General features: G+C 44.2%; 26 protein-coding genes. 20 read left to right on the top strand and 6 right to left on the bottom strand.

What is annotated here, in order from left to right:
• Positions 1 to 20 precede the first annotated feature (20 nt).
• Positions 21 to 1,292, top strand: a complete 1,272-nt coding sequence (gene purD, locus D2U88_RS04755) for a phosphoribosylamine--glycine ligase (protein ID WP_119639168.1) — start codon at positions 21 to 23, stop codon at positions 1,290 to 1,292.
• On the opposite strand, the gene D2U88_RS04750 is transcribed toward purD, so the two are convergent.
• Positions 1,287 to 1,508, bottom strand: a complete 222-nt coding sequence (locus tag D2U88_RS04750) for a DUF6341 family protein (RefSeq protein ID WP_119639167.1) — start codon at positions 1,506 to 1,508, stop codon at positions 1,287 to 1,289. The two genes, purD and D2U88_RS04750, sit on opposite strands and share 6 nt — an antisense overlap.
• A 39-nt stretch (positions 1,509 to 1,547) precedes the next feature.
• Here D2U88_RS04750 and D2U88_RS04745 point away from each other — a divergent pair, with 39 nt between their 5' ends.
• From D2U88_RS04745 to D2U88_RS04735, 3 genes are read left to right on the top strand one after another with little or no spacing between them, the layout of a single operon-like run.
• A complete protein-coding gene (locus D2U88_RS04745; RefSeq protein WP_119639166.1) occupies positions 1,548 to 2,480 on the top strand; it encodes a DUF6427 family protein in 933 nt (310 codons plus the stop codon).
• A 36-nt stretch (positions 2,481 to 2,516) separates the two neighbouring features.
• Complete coding sequence (locus D2U88_RS04740; protein ID WP_119639165.1) at positions 2,517 to 3,122, top strand: DUF4254 domain-containing protein; 606 nt, start codon at positions 2,517 to 2,519, stop codon at positions 3,120 to 3,122.
• Entirely contained in the window at positions 3,106 to 4,155 is a 1,050-nt protein-coding gene (locus D2U88_RS04735) for a glycosyltransferase family 9 protein (RefSeq protein ID WP_119639164.1), read from the top strand. Before D2U88_RS04740 ends, D2U88_RS04735 begins: the two co-directional genes overlap by 17 nt.
• On the opposite strand, the gene D2U88_RS04730 is transcribed toward D2U88_RS04735, so the two are convergent.
• Complete coding sequence (locus D2U88_RS04730) at positions 4,152 to 4,769, bottom strand: TetR/AcrR family transcriptional regulator (protein ID WP_119639163.1); 618 nt, start codon at positions 4,767 to 4,769, stop codon at positions 4,152 to 4,154. The two genes, D2U88_RS04735 and D2U88_RS04730, sit on opposite strands and share 4 nt — an antisense overlap.
• A 397-nt stretch (positions 4,770 to 5,166) precedes the next feature.
• On the opposite strand from D2U88_RS04730, the gene D2U88_RS04725 reads away from it, so the two are divergent.
• Positions 5,167 to 6,090 (top strand): hypothetical protein, encoded by a 924-nt coding sequence (locus D2U88_RS04725; protein ID WP_119639162.1) that lies wholly within the window; start codon positions 5,167 to 5,169, stop codon positions 6,088 to 6,090.
• The gene (locus tag D2U88_RS04720) at positions 6,091 to 6,378 is read left to right on the top strand and encodes a hypothetical protein (protein ID WP_119639161.1); all 288 of its coding nucleotides are present in this window, start codon (positions 6,091 to 6,093) and stop codon (positions 6,376 to 6,378) included.
• 103 nt (positions 6,379 to 6,481) lie between these two features.
• On the opposite strand, the gene arsS is transcribed toward D2U88_RS04720, so the two are convergent.
• The 3 genes from arsS to D2U88_RS04705 all read right to left on the bottom strand — a co-directional run bounded on the left by arsS (position 6,482) and on the right by D2U88_RS04705 (position 8,884).
• Entirely contained in the window at positions 6,482 to 7,570 is a 1,089-nt protein-coding gene (arsS, locus tag D2U88_RS04715) for an arsenosugar biosynthesis radical SAM (seleno)protein ArsS (protein WP_119639160.1), read from the bottom strand.
• A gap of 102 nt (positions 7,571 to 7,672) precedes the next feature.
• Positions 7,673 to 8,008, bottom strand: coding sequence for an arsenosugar biosynthesis-associated peroxidase-like protein (locus D2U88_RS04710; RefSeq protein ID WP_119639159.1), 336 nt, complete (start codon positions 8,006 to 8,008; stop codon positions 7,673 to 7,675).
• 318 nt (positions 8,009 to 8,326) lie between these two features.
• The gene (locus D2U88_RS04705; protein ID WP_119639158.1) at positions 8,327 to 8,884 is read right to left on the bottom strand and encodes a fasciclin domain-containing protein; all 558 of its coding nucleotides are present in this window, start codon (positions 8,882 to 8,884) and stop codon (positions 8,327 to 8,329) included.
• Between the two features lie 162 nt (positions 8,885 to 9,046).
• On the opposite strand from D2U88_RS04705, the gene D2U88_RS04700 reads away from it, so the two are divergent.
• The gene (locus D2U88_RS04700; protein WP_119639157.1) at positions 9,047 to 9,829 is read left to right on the top strand and encodes a patatin-like phospholipase family protein; all 783 of its coding nucleotides are present in this window, start codon (positions 9,047 to 9,049) and stop codon (positions 9,827 to 9,829) included.
• Here the strand turns inward: D2U88_RS04700 and D2U88_RS04695 are convergent.
• Positions 9,826 to 10,872, bottom strand: coding sequence for a ferredoxin--NADP reductase (locus D2U88_RS04695; protein WP_119639156.1), 1,047 nt, complete (start codon positions 10,870 to 10,872; stop codon positions 9,826 to 9,828). The two genes, D2U88_RS04700 and D2U88_RS04695, sit on opposite strands and share 4 nt — an antisense overlap.
• A 117-nt stretch (positions 10,873 to 10,989) precedes the next feature.
• Between D2U88_RS04695 and D2U88_RS04690 the strand changes: the two genes are divergently transcribed.
• From D2U88_RS04690 to D2U88_RS04630, 13 genes are all read left to right on the top strand, one after another.
• On the top strand, positions 10,990 to 12,459 hold the full coding sequence (locus D2U88_RS04690) for a DUF5687 family protein (protein WP_119639155.1): 1,470 nt from the start codon (positions 10,990 to 10,992) through the stop codon (positions 12,457 to 12,459).
• Between the two features lie 26 nt (positions 12,460 to 12,485).
• A complete protein-coding gene (locus D2U88_RS04685) occupies positions 12,486 to 13,181 on the top strand; it encodes an ABC transporter ATP-binding protein (RefSeq protein WP_119639154.1) in 696 nt (231 codons plus the stop codon).
• A gap of 132 nt (positions 13,182 to 13,313) precedes the next feature.
• Positions 13,314 to 15,836: a type IX secretion system periplasmic lipoprotein PorW/SprE gene (gene porW, locus D2U88_RS04680; protein ID WP_119639153.1), complete on the top strand. Its 2,523-nt coding sequence runs from the start codon at positions 13,314 to 13,316 to the stop codon at positions 15,834 to 15,836.
• Between the two features lie 6 nt (positions 15,837 to 15,842).
• The gene (locus D2U88_RS04675) at positions 15,843 to 16,271 is read left to right on the top strand and encodes a bactofilin family protein (RefSeq protein WP_119639152.1); all 429 of its coding nucleotides are present in this window, start codon (positions 15,843 to 15,845) and stop codon (positions 16,269 to 16,271) included.
• Positions 16,249 to 16,482, top strand: a complete 234-nt coding sequence (locus tag D2U88_RS04670) for an AtpZ/AtpI family protein (RefSeq protein WP_119639151.1) — start codon at positions 16,249 to 16,251, stop codon at positions 16,480 to 16,482. Before D2U88_RS04675 ends, D2U88_RS04670 begins: the two co-directional genes overlap by 23 nt.
• A 146-nt stretch (positions 16,483 to 16,628) precedes the next feature.
• Complete coding sequence (locus D2U88_RS19900; RefSeq protein WP_147378527.1) at positions 16,629 to 16,868, top strand: DUF6168 family protein; 240 nt, start codon at positions 16,629 to 16,631, stop codon at positions 16,866 to 16,868.
• A 119-nt stretch (positions 16,869 to 16,987) separates the two neighbouring features.
• Entirely contained in the window at positions 16,988 to 18,127 is a 1,140-nt protein-coding gene (atpB, locus tag D2U88_RS04660) for a F0F1 ATP synthase subunit A (RefSeq protein ID WP_119639149.1), read from the top strand.
• Between the two features lie 32 nt (positions 18,128 to 18,159).
• Positions 18,160 to 18,351, top strand: a complete 192-nt coding sequence (gene atpE, locus D2U88_RS04655) for an ATP synthase F0 subunit C (protein WP_182859102.1) — start codon at positions 18,160 to 18,162, stop codon at positions 18,349 to 18,351.
• 96 nt (positions 18,352 to 18,447) lie between these two features.
• Positions 18,448 to 18,948, top strand: a complete 501-nt coding sequence (locus tag D2U88_RS04650) for a F0F1 ATP synthase subunit B (protein ID WP_119639147.1) — start codon at positions 18,448 to 18,450, stop codon at positions 18,946 to 18,948.
• 4 nt (positions 18,949 to 18,952) lie between these two features.
• Positions 18,953 to 19,492 carry an ATP synthase F1 subunit delta gene (atpH, locus tag D2U88_RS04645; protein WP_119639146.1) on the top strand — a complete coding sequence of 180 codons (540 nt, stop codon included), beginning with the start codon at positions 18,953 to 18,955 and terminating at the stop codon, positions 19,490 to 19,492.
• Between the two features lie 2 nt (positions 19,493 to 19,494).
• Positions 19,495 to 21,075 (top strand): F0F1 ATP synthase subunit alpha, encoded by a 1,581-nt coding sequence (gene atpA, locus D2U88_RS04640; protein WP_119639145.1) that lies wholly within the window; start codon positions 19,495 to 19,497, stop codon positions 21,073 to 21,075.
• Positions 21,076 to 21,155: 80 nt separating this feature from the next.
• The gene (atpG, locus tag D2U88_RS04635) at positions 21,156 to 22,016 is read left to right on the top strand and encodes an ATP synthase F1 subunit gamma (RefSeq protein WP_119639144.1); all 861 of its coding nucleotides are present in this window, start codon (positions 21,156 to 21,158) and stop codon (positions 22,014 to 22,016) included.
• Positions 22,017 to 22,336: 320 nt separating this feature from the next.
• On the top strand, positions 22,337 to 23,484 hold a 1,148-nt coding region (locus D2U88_RS04630; RefSeq protein ID WP_147378526.1), incomplete at its 3' end, for a hypothetical protein.

The following is a 23,484-nucleotide window of genomic DNA, read 5'->3' as shown; positions in this document are numbered from 1 at the left end:
TTTTGCCAAAACTTTGAATCATGAATATCCTGGTACTGGGTTCTGGCGGACGTGAACATGCCATTGCCCTTAAAATCTCACAAAGTCCTAAAACCTCAAAATTGTTCGTTGCACCAGGCAACGCGGGTACTGCAGCCATCGCCACAAATGTACCGGTCGGTGTAAATGATTTTGATGCGCTAAAGGAACTCGTGTTGGAGGAGGGCATCGATTTGGTGGTTGTGGGTCCCGAGGACCCCTTGGTAAACGGGGTACATGATTTTTTCTTAAGCGATGCTGCATTAAAAGGCGTTCCTGTTATTGGCCCACAAAAGGCCGCTGCTGCTTTAGAGGGTAGCAAGGAATTTGCCAAGGAGTTCATGATGAGGCACAACATCCCTACTGCTGCCTATGAAAGTTTTACCGGTGAATCTTTGGAGAAGGGATATGCCTTTTTGGAATCCCTAAAGCCGCCCTATGTGCTCAAGGCCGATGGATTGGCCGCCGGTAAGGGAGTGTTGATCCTTCAGGATTTGGAAGAAGCCAAGACGGAACTGAAATCCATGTTGTTGGATTCCAAATTTGGTTCTGCGAGTGCCACAGTAGTGATTGAGGAGTTCCTGGACGGAATCGAACTGAGCTGTTTTGTGCTCACCGATGGTGCCAACTACAAGATCCTTCCCACCGCAAAAGATTACAAGCGTATCGGCGAAGGGGATACCGGACTCAATACAGGGGGCATGGGGGCCATTTCGCCCGTTCCTTTTGCAAATCCTGCTTTTATGGATATGGTTGAGTCCAGAATCGTGAAACCGACGGTAGAGGGCCTTAAAAAGGATAACCTGCCCTACGTCGGGTTCATCTTCATAGGCTTGATCAAAGTAGATGGCGAACCCAAAGTAATCGAGTACAATGTGCGTATGGGAGATCCAGAGACCGAGGTGGTCATCCCTAGGCTAAAAAGTGATTTGGTTGAGGTACTTGTGGCGATGGCCAATGGTACTTTGGATCAAATCGATCTTCAAATTGACGAAAGGGCAGCTACAACGGTTATGGCCGTATCGGGAGGTTATCCCGAAGATTATGAAAAAGGGAAGGAAATTACAGGTGCGGATACCATTGAGGATTCAATCGTGTTCCATGCCGGCACCAAGCTGCAAGATGGCAAGGTGGTTACCAATGGCGGGCGCGTCATAGCGATCACTTCCTTCGGAAAAGATTTTAAAGAGGCACTACAAAAGTCCTATCAAAGCATGGAAAAACTCCATTTTGATGGCATGTATTACAGAAAAGATCTAGGGTTCGATCTATAGGTAAGAGTGTGAGCTGATGCTCTTGTCCTCTTCACCATTGTCATTAAAAATCTTCAATTGATTCATCCAATAGGCTGCAGCGATCAGTCCGATGACAAAAAAGATCCAGTTCATGGTGTTGGATGCCCACCAGCTATGCAAAAAGCGGAAAAAATCGTAAGGGGCAAAAAGATAGTTTACAAATAAGTCTTCTATACCGTAAAAAAACTTGCTCATCTTGGCTATATTTACTTTACAAAAGTAGCAAAAGAAAGGATGATTTCAAGCTTTTTCGGAAAAACAAAACCCATTGTCCATTTCGTCCTTGGTATTTTATTGCTCCTTTTTTATTTCAGCAGGATATTTTTTATTGCCGGGGAGAAAAGTTTCTTCGAAGAATTTCCGTGGGAACTACTCGCCTTTGGAGTGCTTCTCTTGGTCATTTTTATCATCCACCAAATCGTTAGAACGGAGAAGTTGACGGATTTTAACTCCTACGCCATGCTTTTTTTTGCGCTCTTGGCGATTGCTTTTTCCGAGGAGTTTGAACAGAAAAATGCCATTTTCACCAATTTGTTCCTGTTGCTTGCCTTATGGCGACTGCTTTCCATCAAGTCGGTCAAAAATGTAAAGCACAAGATTTTTGATGCCTCCCTTTTAATTGCACTGGCCAGCTTGTTCTATGATTGGGCCTTGGTGTTCTTGGTGCTCATTTTTGTGGTGATCAATATGTACGATCGCAAGACCTTCAAAAACTGGTTGGTTCCCCTACTGGGTGTGGCCACCATATTTGTTTTGACCTTTACCACCCTTAAAGTGTTGGGTTCGCTAGATTTTTTTGAACGACACTATCAATTTACATTGAGTTTTTTGGAGGCCTATTCCTTTCTGCAGGTGTTGAACGTTAAGGCTTTGGTATATTTTATTTTGGTTCTGATCATTGCCATTCTGGTCTTTCTGCGGATGCGAAGCGTGGGTGGGGGAAAGCTATTGCACCTGAGAATCCTTTTTTTGGCCTTGGTGTTCGGTATTCTGATCACTTTGTTCACCCCCGTGGACGAATCTCCAGTGTTGATTACCTTTTTTCCTGCTTCGGTTTTCCTTGCCAATTACTTTGAGGCCATCAAAAGACCAAAACTTCAGGAAGTTGTGTTGATCCTTTGCCTGCTGCTCTCGTTCCTGCTTTTTGCCTTGGAGCTTAATCGTTAAGTCATAAAGCAATATCTTTGACGAAATTTCAATACCATGTTCAGCGACTTTGCTTTTGGCATATTCCAGGAAAGTATCGACACCTACCACATTAAAGATGATGTGTACCAAGAATTCTCAAACCCTTATCCAAAGGATAAGATTGAGCATCTTTTGTACCGAAAGAACTGGATAGATACCGTACAATGGCATTACGAGGATATCATCCGTGATCCGGCCATCGACCCGGTGGATGCCTTGGATTTGAAACGCAAAATCGACGCCAGCAACCAAGACCGTACGGATTTAGTAGAATATATCGACAGCTATTTCCTTCAGAAATACCAATCGGTACAAGTAAAGGAAAATGCCACCATCAATACCGAAAGTCCAGCCTGGGCCATTGACCGACTGTCCATTTTGGCCTTGAAAATTTATCATATGCAGGAAGAGGTGAACCGTACCGATGCTTCGGCGGACCACATCCAAAAATGCAGCGCTAAACTGGCCGTGTTGTTGGAACAGAAAAGGGACCTATCCACTGCCATTGATCAATTACTGGCCGATATAGAGGCAGGCAACAAGTACATGAAAGTCTACAAACAGATGAAAATGTACAATGACGAGGAACTAAACCCAGTACTCCGTGGACAAAAAGGGTAGCAACCCCCATTTGTTGGTCATCCGCTTGTCGGCCATGGGCGATGTGGCGATGGCAGTTCCGGTTATTGGTACGTTGCTAAAAAAATACCCAGAGCTTCACGTAACGGTATTGACCAAGAGACCCTTCTTGCCCATTTTTGAAGGTTTGGAACGCGTAAATGTCTTGGAGGCCGATGTAAAAAAACGCCACAAAGGCCTGATGGGGTTATGGCAACTTTATCAAGAATTGAAACCATTTCATTTTACCGCCGTTGCCGATTTGCACAATGTACTTCGTAGCAGGATTTTGAAGAAGTATTTTGCCACAAGTGGCGTTGCTTTTGTACAGCTCGATAAAGGTAGAAAGGAAAAGAAAGCATTGACTCGGGCCAAAAACAAGGATTTCAGGCCATTAAGGACTACGGTGCAGCGCTATGCCGATGTTTTTGCACAATTGGGATTCCCTATAGACATGTCCGATGCCAAACCTTTGGCACGTTTACCGCTTTCTGAAAAAATACTGGATTTGGTGCATCAGGATACCAAAAAATGGGTGGGTATTGCGCCTTTTGCAGCGCATTCCGGAAAGATGTACCCGTTATTTTTGATGGAAAAAGTCATCAAAACCCTTACAGATACCGATAAGTATAAAATTTTGCTTTTCGGGGGAGGGGAACAAGAAGTACAGCAGTTGGAGAGGATTTCGGCCGAGTATGCCAACACCCAATGCATGGCAGGAAAACTCACTTTATCCGAAGAACTGCAACTAATTTCCAATTTGGATGTGATGCTTTCCATGGACAGTGGCAATGCCCATTTGGCGGCCAATTATGGCATTCCTGTGGTCACCCTTTGGGGGGTTACGCATCCGTATGCTGGGTTTTACCCCTTTCATCAACCTATGGAAAATGCGTTGTTGGCAGATCGGGAGCAGTATCCCTTGATTCCTACATCGGTGTATGGGAACAAAGTACCCAAAGGGTACGAAAATGTCATGGAAAACATAGATCCCCAACAGGTGGTGGACCAACTTTTGAAAATTTTGGAAGCTTAAGCCATCACGGGCTGTGGCTCCAAGGACTTAAAGTAGTGCTTCAACTGTTGTACGTATTGGTATTTCAACTGGCGGTTGCTACTGTCCATCATCAACGAGCGCATCCCCAAATAGGAAGCAATAATGTAGGTGGCCACGCCCTCACAATCCACATGGCGGGCAATGTACCCATCCAATTTGCCTTTTTTAAGTACGGAAACCAGGTTTACCTCCCAAACGTTCAGGATGTCCTTTAAATACCCACTGATTTCCTCGTTGCGCTTGTTGAACTCCGTTAAAAAGTCGTTCAGCATAAAGCCGTAGGCCATTTCATTCTTCTTACCAGGTTCCAAGGCGTTCTCCAGACTTTCCACAATAATGGGCAACGGATTTTCTTCGGTGTTCAGGGGTTCGATCAACAAGGCATACACCTTTTGTACGATAAGGTTCTGCACAATGCTGATAAAGTAATCTTCCTTCGATTTAAAATGATGGTAAAAGGCACCCTTGGAAAGCGACAGTTGTTTTAGAATATCGTCAAGGCTAGTATTGTAATAGCCTTTTTCGTTGAAGATTTCGAGGCCCTTGCCACACAAGCGGTGCATGGTCTCCCTGCTTTTAAGAGTGGTTTCCATAAGATTTGGGTTTTAGACCGTTGAGTCTGTGACAAAGATTTGGCGGAAACCGACCAACCCAAACAATTCAAGATGTAGTTGCCTTAAAAATCGGTGAAAGGATAAAAAACCGACCAAATACCGAAAATCGAAAAAAAGAACCGACTTGCGGGTCGGTTAAATGAACTGTTGGACTCGTTGAAGAGTATGTAGAAGGAATCAATTGGGCCTTATATTTAAAACAAAAAAACCTAACTTAACATATTATTGGCTATAAATCACTTCATACAAAATGCAGCTGAAGCATTAAAACTGACCCATATCCTTATGGTTGTGGATAATTATACACAAAACCTTAATAATCAGAAAAATAAGAAACAACCATTATGGAATTGAAAAACATCTTTACATTTGACTGATGGCAATCGACTTACATAAAGGAATAAGTTTAGAAATAGAGGGAGAACTTGGGAAGTTCCAAACTCTTCCGATCGAGTCATTGATAAAGATTGCTGAATCTTTACAAGAACTTATATTGTCCATTGCAAAATATGACTTGCCTGCTAATGAAGCGATTGATTTAAACAATTTTAAACTCGAGCTAACCGATTTTCAGAAGGGAAGTGCAATTCCTTCATTCGTATTAACTCAAAGGGTACAACCAGTAATTACCTCAGACTATCAAAACCAAAGGGAGGAAGTAACAAAGCGACTAAATACGATCTTTGAAATCTCTGACAAAGGAAATTATGCAGATTTGAAGGTATTATATCCAGAACATTTTAAAAGAAATGAAATTGTAGAGAAACTTTATGGTTTTACTTCAAGCTTTAAAAATTCACCTGTTTCAATTTATGAAAAAGGGAATATTAATGAAGAAAGTGCAAAATATAGACCAAAAAAGTTCAAAGCGTCTACAAAGAAAAGTCTCATAGTAAAAATAGAAGAAGTAACAGAAGAACAACAAGAAGAAAAGGCTTTTGCAAGAATAAAGGTGACAAAAAAGGGAGGGAAGACAAGAAAGCGTATTGAAGAAGTAATCTCAACCGCTCAACATTCATTATCGTATTCACCTGAAATAATTAACGTCAATAAAAAACAATATATACTAAACTTTCCTCTTCGTTGTCTTTTTGAGAAAGAAGAAGATTATTACGTAATTAATAATGAGCAATTAGACATTATCGGAACAGGTGAAACTCAAGATGACGCCGAAAAAAATTTTAATGAGGAATTTGACTATTTATATAACAGATTAAATTCATTAAATGACAATCAATTAAATAAGAGATTATTGAGAATCAAGAACGTTCTGAATAGTTTTGTAAAAGAGGTGTTTTAGATGGTTTTGGATAGCAAAAAAGCATATAAAAACCTCAAAAAAAAGGGCTTTGAGGACTCGAAAGACCATAGTAATGACCACAAATACTTAGAGTTTCATTACAAGGGAAAAATGATACTTTACACAAAGTTAAGTCACGGTAGTAAAAAAGACTTAAATAATTATCTAATTAAACAAATGGCCACTCAATGTAAATTGTCAAAACAAGATTTTGCTGATTTGGTCAACTGTCCTTTGTCTGCCGAAAAGTATATAGAGAAACTTATAGAAATAGGGGAAATAGAATGATTGCTAGCAACAATAATTGGACTCGAAATACCATTGTAAAAGTCAATAACTAGTCCTAAAAAAGACCAATAAATAAAACCACTTAGGCTATATTCTGAAATTATCAAGCCACCGTCCCTTGGCAACTACTGCCCGCTCCGGCGGTACAGCCATAACAGTGTTGGGAGATCACAATGTTTCGGTCGTTAAGCACTTCTTCATTATAGTCCTTAATGTGCTTTACTTTGCTGGCGACCTTTAGGTCGAGCATTTGGTTAAAGTCGCAATCGTACAGCCATCCGTCCCAACTCACCGAAATGGTGTTGGTGCACATCACATTGGCCACTGCAGAGGGGTTAAAGGCCTCCACCAGGGAATACATATAGTCCTCATAATTGTCCGAGGCCAACAGATAGTCCAAAAATCGGGAAATAGGCAGGTTGGTAATGGCAAATAGATTATGAAAATCGATATCAAAATCCTCTTTCAGGGCTTTTTTAAAGTCGTGCTCCAAAGCGGTCTGGTCCCCGGGCAAAAAGGCCCCGGAGGGGTTGTACACCAGATCTAACCGCAAATCGCTGTCGGGCATGCCATAACCCACCTTGTTGAGGGCCTGCAACGCTTGGATGGATTTATCAAAAACGCCATCGCCCCGTTGCTTGTCCGTTTTGTTACGGGTGTAGTGCGGCATGGAGGATACCACATGCACATTGTGCTTTTTAAAGAAATCGGGCAGGTCGTGGTATTTCTTGTTCGCCAAAATAATGGTGAGGTTGGAGCGCACGATAAAATCCCGGATGCCCGCCTTGGAGGCTTCTTCCACAAACCACCTAAAATCGGGGTTCATTTCGGGTGCACCCCCCGTAAGGTCCAAAGTATGTGCCCCAGTATTCCGGATGACCTCCAAACACTGCTCCATGGTCTCCCGGGTCATGATCTCCTTGCGGTCCGGACCTGCATCCACATGGCAATGTTCGCACACCTGGTTGCACATGTACCCCACATTGATCTGAAGGATCTCCAGTTTTCTGGGTTTTAGTGGAAACTGTCCCGTTTGGGCGATTTTGTCCTTAAAATAGGGAAGTTCCCCATCGGCAAAAAGGTCCCCGTTCAGGATATCCATCTGCCTGTGGGTGTCGGCCAGTTCATTGTGCCGGGCCTTCAAGGATTTTTTAGCGGCGTTCTTTATCTCCGTCAGTATGCTTTGCTCCATTTTAATCTTACAATCACAATTGATTTATTACTCCCATGTATTGCTTCCTTTGAACATCTAACAGCGTAGCGGTCCAATGTCCAAAAACGAAGTGAGTCCAAATCACATGGAAAGTTTGTTATACTTGTTCATCATCATGACCCCGTGTACCAACGTGGCCCCACTTTCAATGGCGGCACCAGCGTGTACGGCTTCCATCATTTCTTCTTTGGTAATGCCCCGCTGCAATCCGTCCTTGGTATAGGCATCAATGCAATAGGGACATTTCACCACATGGGCGACGGCCAGGGCAATCAAGGATTTTTCACGGGCACTCAGAGCACCTTCCTCAAAAACCTTTCCGTAATAATCAAAAAACTTTTTCCCAAGCTCTTCGCTCCACTCGGTTATGTTTCCAAATTTTCTTAGATCCGCTGGGTCGTAATATGAATTGGCCATAATTGCTTCTTTTGTGGTAAAAACCGTTTCGTGTTCCTAAACTACGACAATTATTACTAGGGATTTTGGTCGAAAGGACATGGTGAAGATTACATTTTTTGTGTCTGAAAGCAAAATTTTGCCAACAGACTGCCAAGTCGGTTTTGATTATGAGGAGGTTACGAAAACCTCGATATGGAAAAGAGAAGGATCGTTAAAAGTTTGTTTTTGAGCAGGATCAGACCTAAAACCGACCGATGGGTCGGTAACCTTCATGATTTTAAAATTGGAAAAGGGCGGTTTTTGACCGCCCTCATTATCCATCTTTTGGCAATATAGCTACGCAGAAGGCAATACCACGGTGTCAATAACGTGGATCACCCCGTTGGATTGGTTCACATCGGCAATGGTCACTGTAGCAACATGCCCAGAGCCATCTTTGATCTCTATTTTGTCACCATCCATCATAGCGGTAAGGGTGTCCCCGTTAACAGTGGTCAGCGTGGCCATCCCCTTTCCTTTTTTGATGAGTTTCATCAAATCTTTAGAGCTGTAATTGCCTGCAACCACATGGTAGGTAAGCACCGCTTGTAATTTTGATTTGTTCTCAGGCATCAACAAGGTGTTCACGGTGCCTTCGGGAAGCTTTTCAAAAGCACTATTCGTTGGAGCAAAAACGGTAAAGGGACCGTCTCCTTGTAGGGTTTCCACCAAACCGGCCGCTTTTACTGCAGCTACCAAAGTGGTATGGTCTTTAGAGTTCACCGCATTGGAAACAATATCCTTTGTTGGATACATAGGGGCTCCACCGACCATTTTTACTTGGGCGAACCCGATAGTAGCGGTCATGGAGGCTGTTAGAAATAGAATAAACGTCAATGATTTAAAAGTCTTCATAAAAATTGAATTTTAAGTTTCTAGTTTCACTTACGGAGTTTTTCCACCAAGGGTTTGGTTTTTGAAAAGATTGATGATTTTTTAATCGAATAGTAATGGTAGTTGGGGCCACGGAAGGGAGCAATAATGTACCTTTACAAGATTTGATATACCTTTTGTAAAATGCTCACTGATAAATCGATAGGACTTGTACTATCTGGCGGAGGCGTTCGCGGCATGGCCCATATCGGGTTGATCAAGGCGATGAGGGAACACGGAGTGGAAGCCCAAATGGTGGCTGGAACCAGTATCGGGGCATTGGTAGGGGCCTTGTATGCCAACAACAATACGGTGGATGAAATGCTTACCTTTTTTAAGGAGACCCCGATCTTTCAGTACAGTTTTTTTACCATCAACAAACCCGGATTTATCGACACCGAACGGTATGCGGCCATTTTCAAGGCCTATTTTCCCCACAATGCTTTTGAAAGCTTGAAAAAACCATTGTTCATAGCGGCTACGGATTTATTGAGTGGGAAGGAAACGATGTTCCATTCGGGCCAACTCATCAAACCGCTTTTGGCTTCTGCGGCATTGCCTCCTGTTTTCAGTCCGGTGGATATTGATGGCATTCTTTATGCCGATGGTGGCATTATGAACAACTTTCCAAAGGAATATCTGGAAGAACGCACGGGGTTCATCATTGGGAGCAATGTGTCCATCACGGTGCCTATGCAGAAAAAAGACCTCCGGAATTCCATTCAATTGACAGGGCGGGTGACCAGTTTAATGATCCATGCCTCCAATGATGAGAAATTGCATGAATGCGACCTGTACATCGAACCCAAAGAATTGGATAAGATTGGGGTGTTGGACAAAAAGGGCATCGAAAATGCGTTTCTTATTGGCTACGACCACGGCAGCCGGGCTATCGAAAAAATAATGACCAAACCAGCAAGTTCCTAAACGTCGTCGTAATCGATGACCAAAGTGGGGCTGGTTGGATGGGATTGGCAGGTCAAGATCAAGCCTTCGGCAATTTCCCCATCGGTCAAGATCTGGTTTTTTACCATTTGGGCCGAACCTTCCTTGATACGGGCAATACAACTACTGCAAACACCACCCTGGCAAGAGTATGGGGCATCGATTTTCTGCTTGAGTACGGCATCCAGCACCAAATGTTTACGATCCATCACCAAATTGTAGGTCTCGTCGTCCAAAATCACCTCCACTTTTGTCATGCCTTCCAGGTCTTCGGCCAAGGTATCCTCGGTTTCGGTGGTAGTGAACAGCTCAAAATGGATTTTGTCCTCGGCAATACCATTGCCTTTCAAGGTATCGGAAACCATATGGATCATCTCTTCGGGTCCGCACAGGTAAAAACCATCAAAGGCGGTTTCCTTGAATTTGTTTTTGACTACAAAGTTGACGGTCGATTTTTCAATGCGGCCAAATAAAGAATCGTCTTCATGTGATCGACTATATACGTACTGAACAAAAAACCGTTCGGAATATTTCTCTTTAAGTGTTTGTATTTCTTTGAAATACATGGTTTCTTCCGGTGTTTGATTGCCAAAGACCAAAACAAAGGTACTGGCCGGATGTCGCTCCAAAACGGTTTGGGCAATGCTCATGATCGGGGTAATGCCACTTCCGGCAGCAAAGGCTGCTATGTGCTGTGGACCTTCTGCATCAAAAATGAAACGCCCTTCAGGGTGCATTACTTCCAAAACATCTCCGGCTTTCAGCTTTTCATTGGCGTGGACCGAAAATGTACCGTTTGGCATTTTCTTGATGCCCACCGTCAACTTGCCAGAAGATGGGGGGGATGAAATGGAATAGGCGCGACGCAATTCTTTGTCGCCCGCATTGTATTTTATGGTGATGTACTGTCCGGCCTTGAAGGCGTACACATTTTTTAGGTTATCTGGAATTTCGAAGGTAAGGGCCACGGAATTGGGGGTCAAGGTATCTACCGAGGCTATTTTTAGGGCATGAAAATCGCTCATGAAATAAAATTTGCTGCAAAATTAAGCATTAACCATCTTTTGGACAGGTATTTTTGAAAAAAGGAGAACTTTTGTAACAAATCCGATAATTTAGATACCAACTAAAAAAAACCGACCATGTTCAAACACTTCATTGGACTCCAGTGGAAATCCTTTTTTAGATCGGCATCCTTTAAGACCGAGATCTGGTTCAAGATTTTGATGGCTTTGGGAGCCCTATATTTTACCTTGATATTCTTAAGTATGGGTGTTGGGGCCTTTTACTTGATCGAGAAATCCGGCTTGGGCGACCCTTTGCGTGTAGTGAACCGTTTTATGGTCTACTATCTGGCCTTTGATCTGGTGTTTCGATACATGCTTCAGAAAATGCCGGTGACCAACATTAAACCGATGTTGTACCTACCCATCAAGAAAAGTCAAGTAGTGAACTTCTCCTTGGGGAAAACCGTGATTTCCTTCTTTAACATTGCCCATGCCTTTTTCTTTATTCCCTTCAGTGTGATATTGTTGGTGGAAGGTTACCCGCCATTGCAGGTAATAGGCTGGCATTTGGGAATCATGGCCCTCATTTATTGCAACAACTTCATCAATATTATGGTGAACAATAAGGATTTGGTGTTTTATGTGCTGGCCGCGTTGTTCATTTTGGCCGGTGCCTCGCAATATTACGCCTGGTTCGACATTACCCTTTACACCCATCCTATTTTTGATTATTTGTATGATCTGCCTTGGACGGCCATTGTACCGTGGATGTTGGTGGTAGCCCTGTATTTTTCCGCTTTTGCCTATTTCAAAAAGCATATGTTCTTGGATGGGGGGTTGGCCAAAAAGCAAACCGAGGCCCGTACCGAAAACCTGGATTGGCTCAACCGTTTTGGCAATTTGGGAACCTTTTTAAAGAATGATATCAAACTGATCAAACGGAACAAGCGTTCGCGTACCGCCGTGATTATGGGCTTCTTCTTTATTTTTTATGGATTGCTCTTTTTTACCCGTTCCATTGAGGTATACGACAATCCGTACTGGAAGATTTTTGCTGGCATCTTTGTCACTGGAGGCTTTCTGTTCAGTTTTGGACAATACGTGCCTAGTTGGGACAGTAGCTATTATCCGCTCATGATGAGCCAAAACATCAAGTACCGGGAATATTTGACTTCCAAATGGTATTTGGTCATCATTGCGACCATTATTTCTACCATTTTGGCCAGTTTCTATGTGTATTTTGGATGGGAGGCCTACGCTGCGGTTTTGGTCGGGGCCATTTATAATGTAGGTATCAACAGCTATTTGGTGCTTTGGGGAGGGGCTTATGTGAAGACTCCTATTGAACTCACTTCGAATAAAAAAGCCTTTGGCGACAAACAGGCCTTTAATGCCAAAACCTTGTTGCTGACCTTGCCCAAGATTTTGTTGCCCATCGTGATTTTTGCCATTGGTCAATTGTTGATTGGCCCTGTGGCAGGTTACCTTTTTGTAGCCGCTTTTGGACTGTTGGGCTTTGTATTCAAGGAGCGGGTTTTTAAAATGATAGAGGGCATCTACAAAAAAGAAAAATACAAGACCCTTTTGGCTTACAAACAGAAATAACAAATCGACCTAAATAAAGACAATACATGATAACAGCACATACCCTTTCAAAAAAATACGGAGAACAGACCGTTTTGAATATCGACCACTTGGAAATTCCAAAAGGACAAAGCTTTGGACTGGTAGGCAACAATGGGGCCGGTAAAACGACTCTTTTTAGCTTGTTGTTGGATTTGATCCAGCCCACTACGGGGCACATCATCAACAATGGGGTGCAGGTGGATGAAAGCGAAGCTTGGAAACCCTTTACTTCGGCTTTTATTGATGAATCCTTTTTGATCGGATACCTAACTCCCGAGGAATATTTCTACTTTATCGGAGAGCTACGCGGCAGGAACAAGGCCGATGTGGACGCCCTTTTGGAAGGATACAGTGATTTCTTCCATGGGGAGATTTTGGGTCAGAAAAAATATTTGAGGGACCTTTCCAAAGGAAACCAGAAGAAAGTGGGCATTGTGGCAAGTTTTATCGGCAACCCGGAAGTGGTGATTTTGGACGAACCTTTTGCCAATTTGGATCCCACTACACAGATCCGGTTAAAGGGCATCATCAAGGATCTTGCCGCCAAAGAGGAGGTTACCGTGTTGGTCTCCAGCCACGACTTGATTCATGTAACCGAAGTGTGTGAGCGTATTGTGGTGCTCAATAAAGGAGAAATCGTGAAGGACATCCATACCTCTACCGAAACTTTGAAGGAACTGGAAGCATTCTTTGGGGGATAAGGCCCTTAAAAGGACAATAAAAACAATTCTTGTATTTTATCGATAAGCCTTATAATAATCTGAACTTTTTTGAGTTAAGGTTACACACGTTTATCGATAATTTTGAAATTTCGTCACGCACTTTTTATAGCCATGGTTGTTGGGGGACAGGCATTTAACGCTTGCTCCACCCAAAAAGACAAATTCATCAACAGAAATTGGCACGCACTGAACACCAAGTACAACACTTTGTACAATGGGAATCTTGCCTTTGAAAAAGGTCGCGAAGAACTCAATAGCGGTTACAGCGATGACTATTGGGAGATACTTCCCGTGGAACGCTTGGAGGTTACCGATGAGATCAAACTCGATTCCGAGGACAACAACCCCAACTTCATCATTGCGGAGGAGAAGGCCACCAAGGCCATTCAAAAGCATAGCATGGACATTAAGGACGAAGAGCGGAATCCCCAAACAGATGAAGCTTTCCTATTGTTGGGCAAGGCCAGATATTTTGACCAACGCTATATTCCCGCTTTGGAATCCTTCAACTATATCCTGAGAAAGTATACACAAAGCGATAAATTGAACGAAGCCACCATTTGGCGGGAAAAGACCAACATGCGATTGGACAATCCCGAAGTGGCCATCAAAAACCTAAAAAGGTTGTTCAAATATGAAAGTTTGAAGGATCAGGAATATGCCGATGCCAATGCCGTTTTGGCGCAATGCTACATCAACCTGAACGCTCCCGATACGGCCATCCAAAAATTGAAAGTGGCACAGGCATACACCAAAAAGAATCCCGAGAAGGGCCGTTACCTGTTCATTATCGGGCAGTTGTACAACCAATTGGGGCATAAGGACAGTGCCAACTATGCTTTTGATAAGGTCATTGCGCTCAACCGAAAGTCTCCCAGGGTGTACATGATCAATGCGCATTTGAAAAAAATCCAGAATACCGAACTAACGGATTCCAATAAAGAGGACATGTTGGAGTACCTCACCGATTTGGAAGAGAATCGGGAGAACCGACCCTTTTTGGACAAGATTTATCGTGAAGTGGCCCAGTTCCATCTGACCAATGGATCCGATAGTCTGGCCTTGACCTATTACAACAAATCCCTTCGGGCTACCCAAGGAGAAAAGAAACTGAACGCCCTTAACTACCAAAGTTTGGCCGATTACTATTTTGACCAGGACGAATACAAAACAGCAGGGGCCTATTATGACAGCACCTTGACCAACTTGGCTGAGAATACAAGACAACACCGCAACATCAAGAAAAAGTTGGACAACTTGGAAGATGTGATCAAATACGAGGACATTGTTCAAAATGCGGACAGCATCATTACCCTATATCAAATGCCGGAAGCGGAGCGAAAGGCCTATTTTGAAGATTTTATCGCCGAGCTGAAACGCAAGGACGAAGCCGCTGCCGAGAAAGAGCAGAAACGTGCTGCGGCCGGGTTTGCCACTTTTGCCAACAGCAAGGGCGGCAAGGAGAACAAGGGCAAGTTTTATTTTTACAACATCACCAGTTTGGGGTATGGTAAAAATGAGTTCAAGACCCAATGGGGCAATAGAACCTTGGAAGATGACTGGCGCTGGAGCAACAAATCCCGAACCTTGGTTTCCGAGGCAACGGGCGAGGCAATTGCGGAGAACGGCCAACCCCAAAACCTGACCGAGGACCAAAAATATTCCCTGGACTTTTATTTGGGAAGAATCCCTACGGATGTTGGTGTCATAGATAGCTTAAAGACCGAGCGGAACTTTGCCAACTATCAATTGGGTCTGATCTATATGGAAAAGTTCAAGGACAATATGCTGGCCGCGGCCAAATTGGAGCGCGTTTTAGCTTCTGACCCCGAAGAAAGACTTATCCTTCCATCCAAATATAATCTATACAAGATTTATGAGGAATCCGGTAGCCCATTGGCCCAGAACATGAAGCAGGACATCATCCTGAACCATCCTGATACCCGTTATGCAGAAATCTTGCTGAACCCACAGGCGGTGTTGGAAGGGAATACCGATAGTCCCGATGCGCGGTATGATGCCCTTTACAAATTGTACGAGCAACAGGAGTTTCTCAGGGTGATCACGCAATCGCAAGAATACATCAATAAGTTTACGGGTGACCCGATCGTACCCAAGTTCGAAATGTTGAAAGCAAATGCCATTGGCCGTCTTCAAGGGTTTGAGCCATTCAAGGAAGCGTTGAACTATGTGGCCTTGACCTATCCCAACAATCCGGAAGGAAAGAAAGCGGAGCAGATTGTGGAGGAACAATTGCCGAAATTGGAGAACAAGGAATTTTCCCCAGAGACGGGCTCTACAGGTGCCGGCAATTGGAAAGTGGTGTTCCCATTTAAGATTCGGGATGATGAAAAAGCGTTGGCGCTCAAGACCCGTTTGGAAGAAGCCATCAAGGAACTGCACTATAAAAATATTGTCTCCAAGGACATCTATAACCTCGAGGATGAGTTTGTGGTGGTGCATGGTTTCAGGTCGCAAGACTTTGCCCTGGGCTTTGCCGAGCTTATAAAAAACAATAAGGACTACCGCATTAAAGATGAGAATTTCGTAGTTTTATCGGACAACTACAAAATCATCCAGGTCCACAAGAACTTAGAATCATACAAAGCACAAATTTTAACCCCAAAACCTTAGAACACAATGTTTTCTGACAACAAAAAACCACGACCTATGAATGAATTTGGCGGACAACCCAACAGAATTGAGAAGAACACGAAAATTAAAGGTGATATCACTTCCGAAGCCGATTTTAGAATCGACGGAAAATTGGAAGGCAACGTAAAGACTTCCGGCAAGGTGGTCATTGGTAAAGACGGCTACATCCATGGGAAAGTGGAATGTGTGAATGCCGATATCGAGGGCAAGTTCAACGGCGAGCTTATGGTGAAGGACCTTCTTTCCCTAAAAGCTTCCGCAGTGATCGAAGGAACCGTAAGCGTGGCCAAGTTGGCCGTAGAGCCAGGGGCTACCTTCAATGCTGCCTGTACCATGGGTAAAGCTGCCGCTGCTCCTGCTTCTTCTCCCAAACTGGAGACCACTAAGAGCAATGAGCCAGCAAAAGTCTCCTAAGAAGAACATAAAGAACAATTTAAATACAGCAGCCCGTTTGTCTGGTTCGGCCATTCAAATGGGCATTGTTATTTATTTGGCGGTACAAGGGGGAAAATGGCTGGATGGCCATTTCGGGACCGAAAAGGTCTTTATGCCCATCTGTACCATTTTGGGTGTGGCCATTTCCATATATTTGGTCATTCAGCAATTGAAAAGAATAAACAATTGAACATCAGGTCGTTCCCCTTCTTTTTTCTAACCCTTCTTTTGGTAGGTCTGACCCTCCTTTTTTTCGGCCATTCTTGGGTTTTGCAAAACCAAGGCCTTGACCCGTATGGCAACCAACTGGTAAAAAGTTATGTGTTAAATATGATCATGGCTTCCCTAGTGTTTTTTGCCATCTATTTTTTCAGGGACAAATACCGGGACCTCCTTGGCTTCTTTTTCTTGGGTGGGAGTTTGATAAAATTTGTGCTTTTCTTCATTTTTCTCTATCCGGGGTACAACTTGGACGGCGTTTTGGAACGTGCGGATTCCCTAGCTTTTTTTGTCCCGTACCTATTTTCCCTTTTTCTGGAAACTTACTTTTTGGTGAAACTGCTTAATACTGTGTGAAAAAGCCCAAGATTTTGGCAAAAAAATCAAAGGCATAAATAATAGTGTAAAAAGCTTTTTTCTTTTGAACAAGGAATGTATTTTTGCACCAATTTTTGAGCACCCATAGTTGCAGTGATATGCGATATTCTTTTGTAAGTAGAAATTTAGTTGCCGTATTCATAATGATTACGGGATTTGTGTCGGCCCAAAACCATGAGGGAGAGGAAGTTGAATCCGGCGCCCATGATTTGAAGACCGAAATCAAGGAATATATCGACCACCACCTTCTGGATTCACATGATTTCACCTTTTATTCCTACACAACCGATGAAGGGGAACACAAGAACATTGGGTTTCCGTTGCCAGTGATTCTGTGGGACAATGGCTTGAAAGTATTTTCTTCTGCCCAGTTGGAGCATGGCGAAGGGGTTGCCGAAGTGGATGGAAATTACTATGCCCTATATCACAATAAAATTTATAAAACAGACGCGGAAGGAACAATTCATTTTGATGAACACCACAAGCCTGAGACACATGAGGAGGATGCATTTGGTGAGAATCTTGTGGTTATGGACGCGCACCCGACCAATGAAAAACCGTTGGATTTTTCCATTACCAAAAACGTGGTTTTCATTGCGCTTGTCGGCTTATTGATGTTTTTGATGTTCCGTGCTGTGGCCAAAAACTACAAAAAGAGCAATATGCCCAGAGGTCTTGGAAGGGCATTGGAGCCTTTGGTGATTTTTGTGCGCGACGAAATTGCTGTTCCCAACATTGGGGAACACAAGTACAAAAAGTATATGAGTTACTTACTCACCGTGTTCTTTTTTGTGTGGATCATCAACCTGTTGGGACTTACCCCACTGGGCGTGAACGTAACCAACAACATCGCGGTTACCTTCGCCCTTGCATTGATTACGTATTTGATTACCACATTTTCTGGAAACAAGAACTACTGGAAACACATCTTCTGGATGCCAGGTGTGCCTGTTCCCATGAAGATCATATTGGCGCCGATTGAATTGTTGGGGACCTTCATCAAACCATTTTCGTTGATGATTCGTTTGTATGCCAACATCACGGCGGGCCACGTGGTACTGATGAGCATCATCGGGCTTATGTTCATATTCAAGAACTGGATAGGTAGCCCATTATCGTTTGCATTGGCATTTGCACTTTCCTTATTGGAATTGTTGGTGGCCGCATTGCAGGCATATATTTTCACCATGCTGTCCGCCCTATATTTCGGGATGGCCGTGGAAGATGATCATCATTAATAAAGAACGTTTAATATTTAAATACATATATCATGACAATTCCAGACATCGTAGGTGCCGGTTTGATCGTAATCGGAGCAGGATTGGGTATCGGTAGGATCGGTGGTCAAGCAATGGAAGCCATTGCCCGTCAACCAGAAGCTTCCGGTAAGATTCAAACTGCCATGTTGATCGCAGCCGCCCTTATTGAAGGTATCGGTTTCGCCGCTCTTTTTGCAGCGTAATTCACCGAAAGAAAAAGTGAAGGCCATAGCGGTTGGCTGTGGCCCTTCATTTAAAATGGTATAGTTTAAAAAGATTCAAAAAAACAGTAGAGATAAATGGAAAAGTTACTTGAACAGTTTTCCTTGGGATTGTTTGTATGGCAGTTGGTGCTTTTTATAGGACTACTCCTTTTGTTGCGCAAATATGCCTGGAAACCTATTTTGGGAGCGGTTGAAAAAAGGGAAGAAGGAATCAAAGGCGCCCTTGAAGCCGCAGAGGCAGCCAAAAAGGAAATGCAGAACGTTACTGCCGACAGCGAAAAGTTGTTGAAAGAAGCCAGAGCAGAAAGGGACACCCTTTTGAAGGAAGCCAGGGAAATCAAGGAAAACATTATTTCCGAGGCCAAGGAACAAGCCCAGTTGGAAGGCGACAAAATGATTAAGCAGGCCCAGGCTACCATTGAAGCTGAGAAGAAAGCTGCAGTTGCCGACATTAAGGCCCAGGTTGCCAACCTTTCTGTGGAGATTGCCGAGAAAGTAATCAAGGAAGAACTGTCCAATAAAGACAAACAACTTAAGTTGGTTGACGATATGTTGGGCGATATCAAATTGAACTAAGCGCATGAACGAGAACAGGGCAGCCATACGCTACGCAAAGGCAACGTTGGACTACGCAGTGGAGAAGAAAGCGGCAGAGGCCGTGGAAAAGGACATGCGTACCATTGCTGCCACCATTTCCGAGAACAAGGAGCTTCAAGGTCTTTTGGAAAGCCCTATCGTAAAATCGGAAATCAAGAAAAATGTCTTGTTGGAAGTCTTCAAAGATGCCGACGAGATCACCAAAGGCCTCGTGCAGACCATGCTCGACAACAAACGGATCGCGATGTTGCAGGAAGTGGCCTATAAATACATCATCCAATACGAAAAAATGAAAGGTGAGGAAGTGGCCTACGTGACCACAGCCGTTCCTTTGACGCCCGAGTTGGAGAAGAAAATCTTAGCCCAAGTGACCAAGGCCACGGGTAACAAAGTCACCATTGAAAACAAGGTCGACGAAAGCATTCTCGGCGGTTTTGTGCTAAGAGTGGGCGACACCCAGTACGATGCGAGCATCGCGAACAAGTTGAACGGATTAAAAAGAGAATTTACAAATAGTCTATAAAAATGGCAGGAGTAAAAGCCGCTGAGGTATCAGCAATTTTGAAAAAACAGTTATCAGGTTTCGAGGCGACCGCTTCTTTGGACGAAGTAGGTACCGTATTACAGGTAGGTGACGGTATTGCCCGTGTCTATGGACTTTCCAATGCCCAATATGGGGAATTGGTAGAGTTTGAAGGCGGTATGCAGGGTATCGTTTTGAACCTTGAGGAAGACAACGTTGGTGTGGTATTGTTGGGCCCATCCAAAGAAATTGTGGAAGGTGCCACTGTGAAAAGAACAGAGCGTATCGCATCTATCAACGTTGGCGAAGGAATTGTTGGTCGTGTAATCGACACTCTAGGTACCCCTATTGATGGTAAAGGACCTATTTCTGGTGAAACTGTTGAAATGCCATTGGAAAGAAAAGCTCCCGGTGTAATTTTCAGACAACCGGTAAACGAACCTTTGCAGACGGGTATCAAGGCGGTAGATGCCATGATTCCGATCGGTCGTGGACAAAGGGAGTTGGTGATCGGGGACAAACAAACGGGTAAGACTACCGTATGTATCGATACCATCTTGAACCAAAAAGAATTTTTTGATGCAGGTCAGCCTGTTTACTGTATCTACGTTGCCGTAGGTCAGAAAGCATCCACTGTAGCTGCCATTGCCAAGACTTTGGAAGACAAAGGTGCTTTGGCCTATACCACCATTGTTGCCGCTAACGCTTCCGATCCTGCACCAATGCAGGTATATGCTCCTTTCGCTGGTGCTGCCATTGGGGAGTATTTTAGGGATACCGGACGTCCTGCCTTGATCATCTATGATGATTTGTCAAAACAAGCGGTGGCTTACCGTGAGGTATCCTTGTTGTTGAGAAGACCTCCAGGTCGTGAAGCATATCCTGGTGACGTTTTCTACCTTCACTCCAGATTGTTGGAACGTGCCGCCAAGGTTATTGCCGATGACGATATTGCCAAGAACATGAACGACCTTCCCGAATCTTTGAAATCTAAAGTAAAAGGTGGTGGATCGTTGACCGCTCTTCCAATTATCGAAACCCAAGCAGGTGACGTTTCTGCCTATATCCCTACCAACGTGATCTCCATTACCGATGGTCAGATCTTCTTGGAGCAGGATTTGTTCAACCAAGGGGTTCGTCCTGCGATCAACGTGGGTATCTCCGTATCCCGTGTGGGTGGTTCGGCACAGATCAAGTCCATGAAAAAAGTGGCCGGTACCTTGAAACTGGACCAGGCCCAGTTCCGTGAATTGGAAGCTTTTGCCAAATTCGGTTCCGATTTGGATGCCGCTACCTTGAACGTAATCGAAAAAGGACGTAGGAACGTGGAGATCTTGAAACAAGGTCAGAACGATCCTTACACCGTAGAAGATCAGGTGGCCATCATCTTTGCAGGTTCCAAAAACTTGTTGAGGGATGTTCCTGTGAACAAGGTAAAAGAATTTGAAAAAGACTTCTTGGAGTTCTTGAACGCCAAGCACAGGGATGTATTGGATGCCCTTAAGGCCGGCAAATTGACCGATGAGGTAACCGATACCTTGACCGCTGTTTGTAAGGATCTTTCAAGTAAGTACAAAAATTAGTCTAAAGTATTTAGTGGTTAGTATAGAGTAAATCAACACGAACTCAATACTAACTACTAGAACCTAGTTACTAAAATTATATGGCGAATCTAAAGGAAATACGGAATAGGATTTCATCCATCGGCTCAACGATGCAGATTACCAGTGCCATGAAAATGGTGTCTGCCGCAAAGTTGAAAAAGGCCCAGGATGCCATCACGGCCATGCGCCCCTATGCGGATAAGCTAACGGAACTTCTTCAAGGTCTGAGCGCCAGCTTGGACGGCGATGGAGGTAGCGTTTTTGCCGAAAATAGGGCCGTAAACAAAGTTTTGGTGGTAGCCATCACCTCAAACAGAGGGCTTTGTGGAGCATTCAATTCCAACATCATCAAACAATGCAATACGTTGGTTGCCGAAACCTATGCCGGCAAGCAAGTGGATTTCCTGTCCATAGGTAAAAAAGGAAACGACATCCTTCGCAAAAAGAACACCATTGTGGCCAACCACAGCAAAGTGTTCGATGATTTGACTTTTGACCATGTTGCCGAAATCGCCGAGTTTTTGATGGAGCAATTCACCGTTGGGAATTACGACAAGATTGAATTGGTATACAACAAATTCAAGAATGCCGCTACCCAAATTGTGATGTCCGAGCAATTTTTGCCCATTGTAAGTATGGAAGGCGATGCTTCTAAAGCTGCCGACTATATTTTCGAGCCATCTAAAGTGGAAATTGTAAAACAATTGATCCCCAAATCCTTGAAGACCCAATTGTACAAGGCCATCAGGGATTCTTTTGCCAGCGAGCACGGTGCCCGTATGACGGCCATGCACAAGGCTACTGACAACGCCAAAGAACTTAGGAACCAATTGAAATTGACCTATAACAAGGCACGACAGGCTGCTATTACCAACGAGATTTTGGAAATTGTTGGTGGAGCCGAGGCGTTGAACAATTAGGCCGATAGTAATGAGGCCAAATATTCATATGCCGAGGCTTTGAACGGATAATTCCAAGAAAGCATAAAACAGATAAGGCTACCTTCGGGTGGCCTTTTCGTTTTCTTTCAGTTTTTGTACCTCTTCCCTGTGAAAATATCAGGATATTTTACAAAACAAAGGATTTTTCATTATAAAAAGCTATATTGTCCTTGCTTTCCGTAGCAATATACCCCATACACCAATTTTTTAATGTCCCTGTTCCCTGATCGATCTCGGGCCAGGCTTGTATGTTGTACCCCACAACTACCTTACTGTTTGATAACTTAACCTGACAAGGCATGAAAAGACTATGCTTGTACCCCATCGGGCTGCTGATGTTCCTTCTTCTGTTGAACGCATGTAGCCCTGGGGAGACACCGCCCCAAGAGGACGACCCAAAAGAACAGGACTCCATTCCATTAGATATCTCACTGGAACAGATGTCACTGCAGGATCTGAATGACGAACCTGTTCGTACGGCGATTTCCCGCTTGTCATCAATGGGCGGGACAACGACTTCCAAAAACATGGGTTCCGATCTTTATGGTTTTACCGTGGACACTTCCATGGTAAAGGTCATTACGCACGATGATGTGACATCCTATACTTTTCCGATAAAAAGGGACCGCAACGATGGCAGTTTCTTCGAGAACCTGGTGCTACAGCGGAATCCATCGGGCAACCTGCAGGCTTTTCTGGTCAGGTACCACCTAAAGGATGGTATCCGTGCCCTTGCCGAACACGGCTCCTTTTCCTTTGAGGGGAGAAGGGAACTGTTCTCCTTGGACCTGGAAAGACTGGATGTTGGCATTGTTGAAAAGAACGACACTTGCTATGACGTGGTGGAATTATGGTGCCACTTTGGGGGGACCGATCACCCCGCAGGGGAGATGTGCATTTTGGAGGCACAGCTCACGGGCGACGACCGGCTCTTCTACAAGGAATCCATGGTCTGTTTGATTGGGGGATCCGGTAGCGGCATTCCCGGGGAACCTGATCTGGGAAATGGGGAGGGCGGCAACGGTGGCGGGGCCGGGTTCGAGGACCCCTATATCATCACCGCGCCCACAAATGTCTCCCTCTACGAATTTCAGCTCAAGGAATTTGCCAGTGGAAAGCTGTCCCAAGCAGAAAGGGGATATTACAATTCCGACTCCAACATCAAGAACATCGTGGACGGATACCTGATCGACAACGGGGTCACCAACCTGGCCATGTTCAAGGCCAAGAACCACCTTTCCCTGGGACACGACCTCTCCCTAACGCCCCAACAGTTCGTATGGTATTTCCAGCACAGGGACTCCGGTGAAGTCGAGGACCTGAAGCAGTACCTGCAAGATCAGTCCAACTCCGCAAAGGCAAAAGCATTTGGGAAGGAGAGCATAAGCGCATGGATGGATAACGGAGAAGTGGATTTTGAGGAAGAGATCATTTATGATGCGGAACT

Source organism: Flagellimonas aequoris, assembly GCF_003584165.1.
In the GTDB taxonomy this organism is placed as follows: Bacteria; Bacteroidota; Bacteroidia; order Flavobacteriales; family Flavobacteriaceae; genus Flagellimonas; species Flagellimonas aequoris.
The sequence above is the reverse complement of the archived record's forward strand: the minus strand, read 5'-3'. Positions and strand labels throughout refer to the sequence as shown.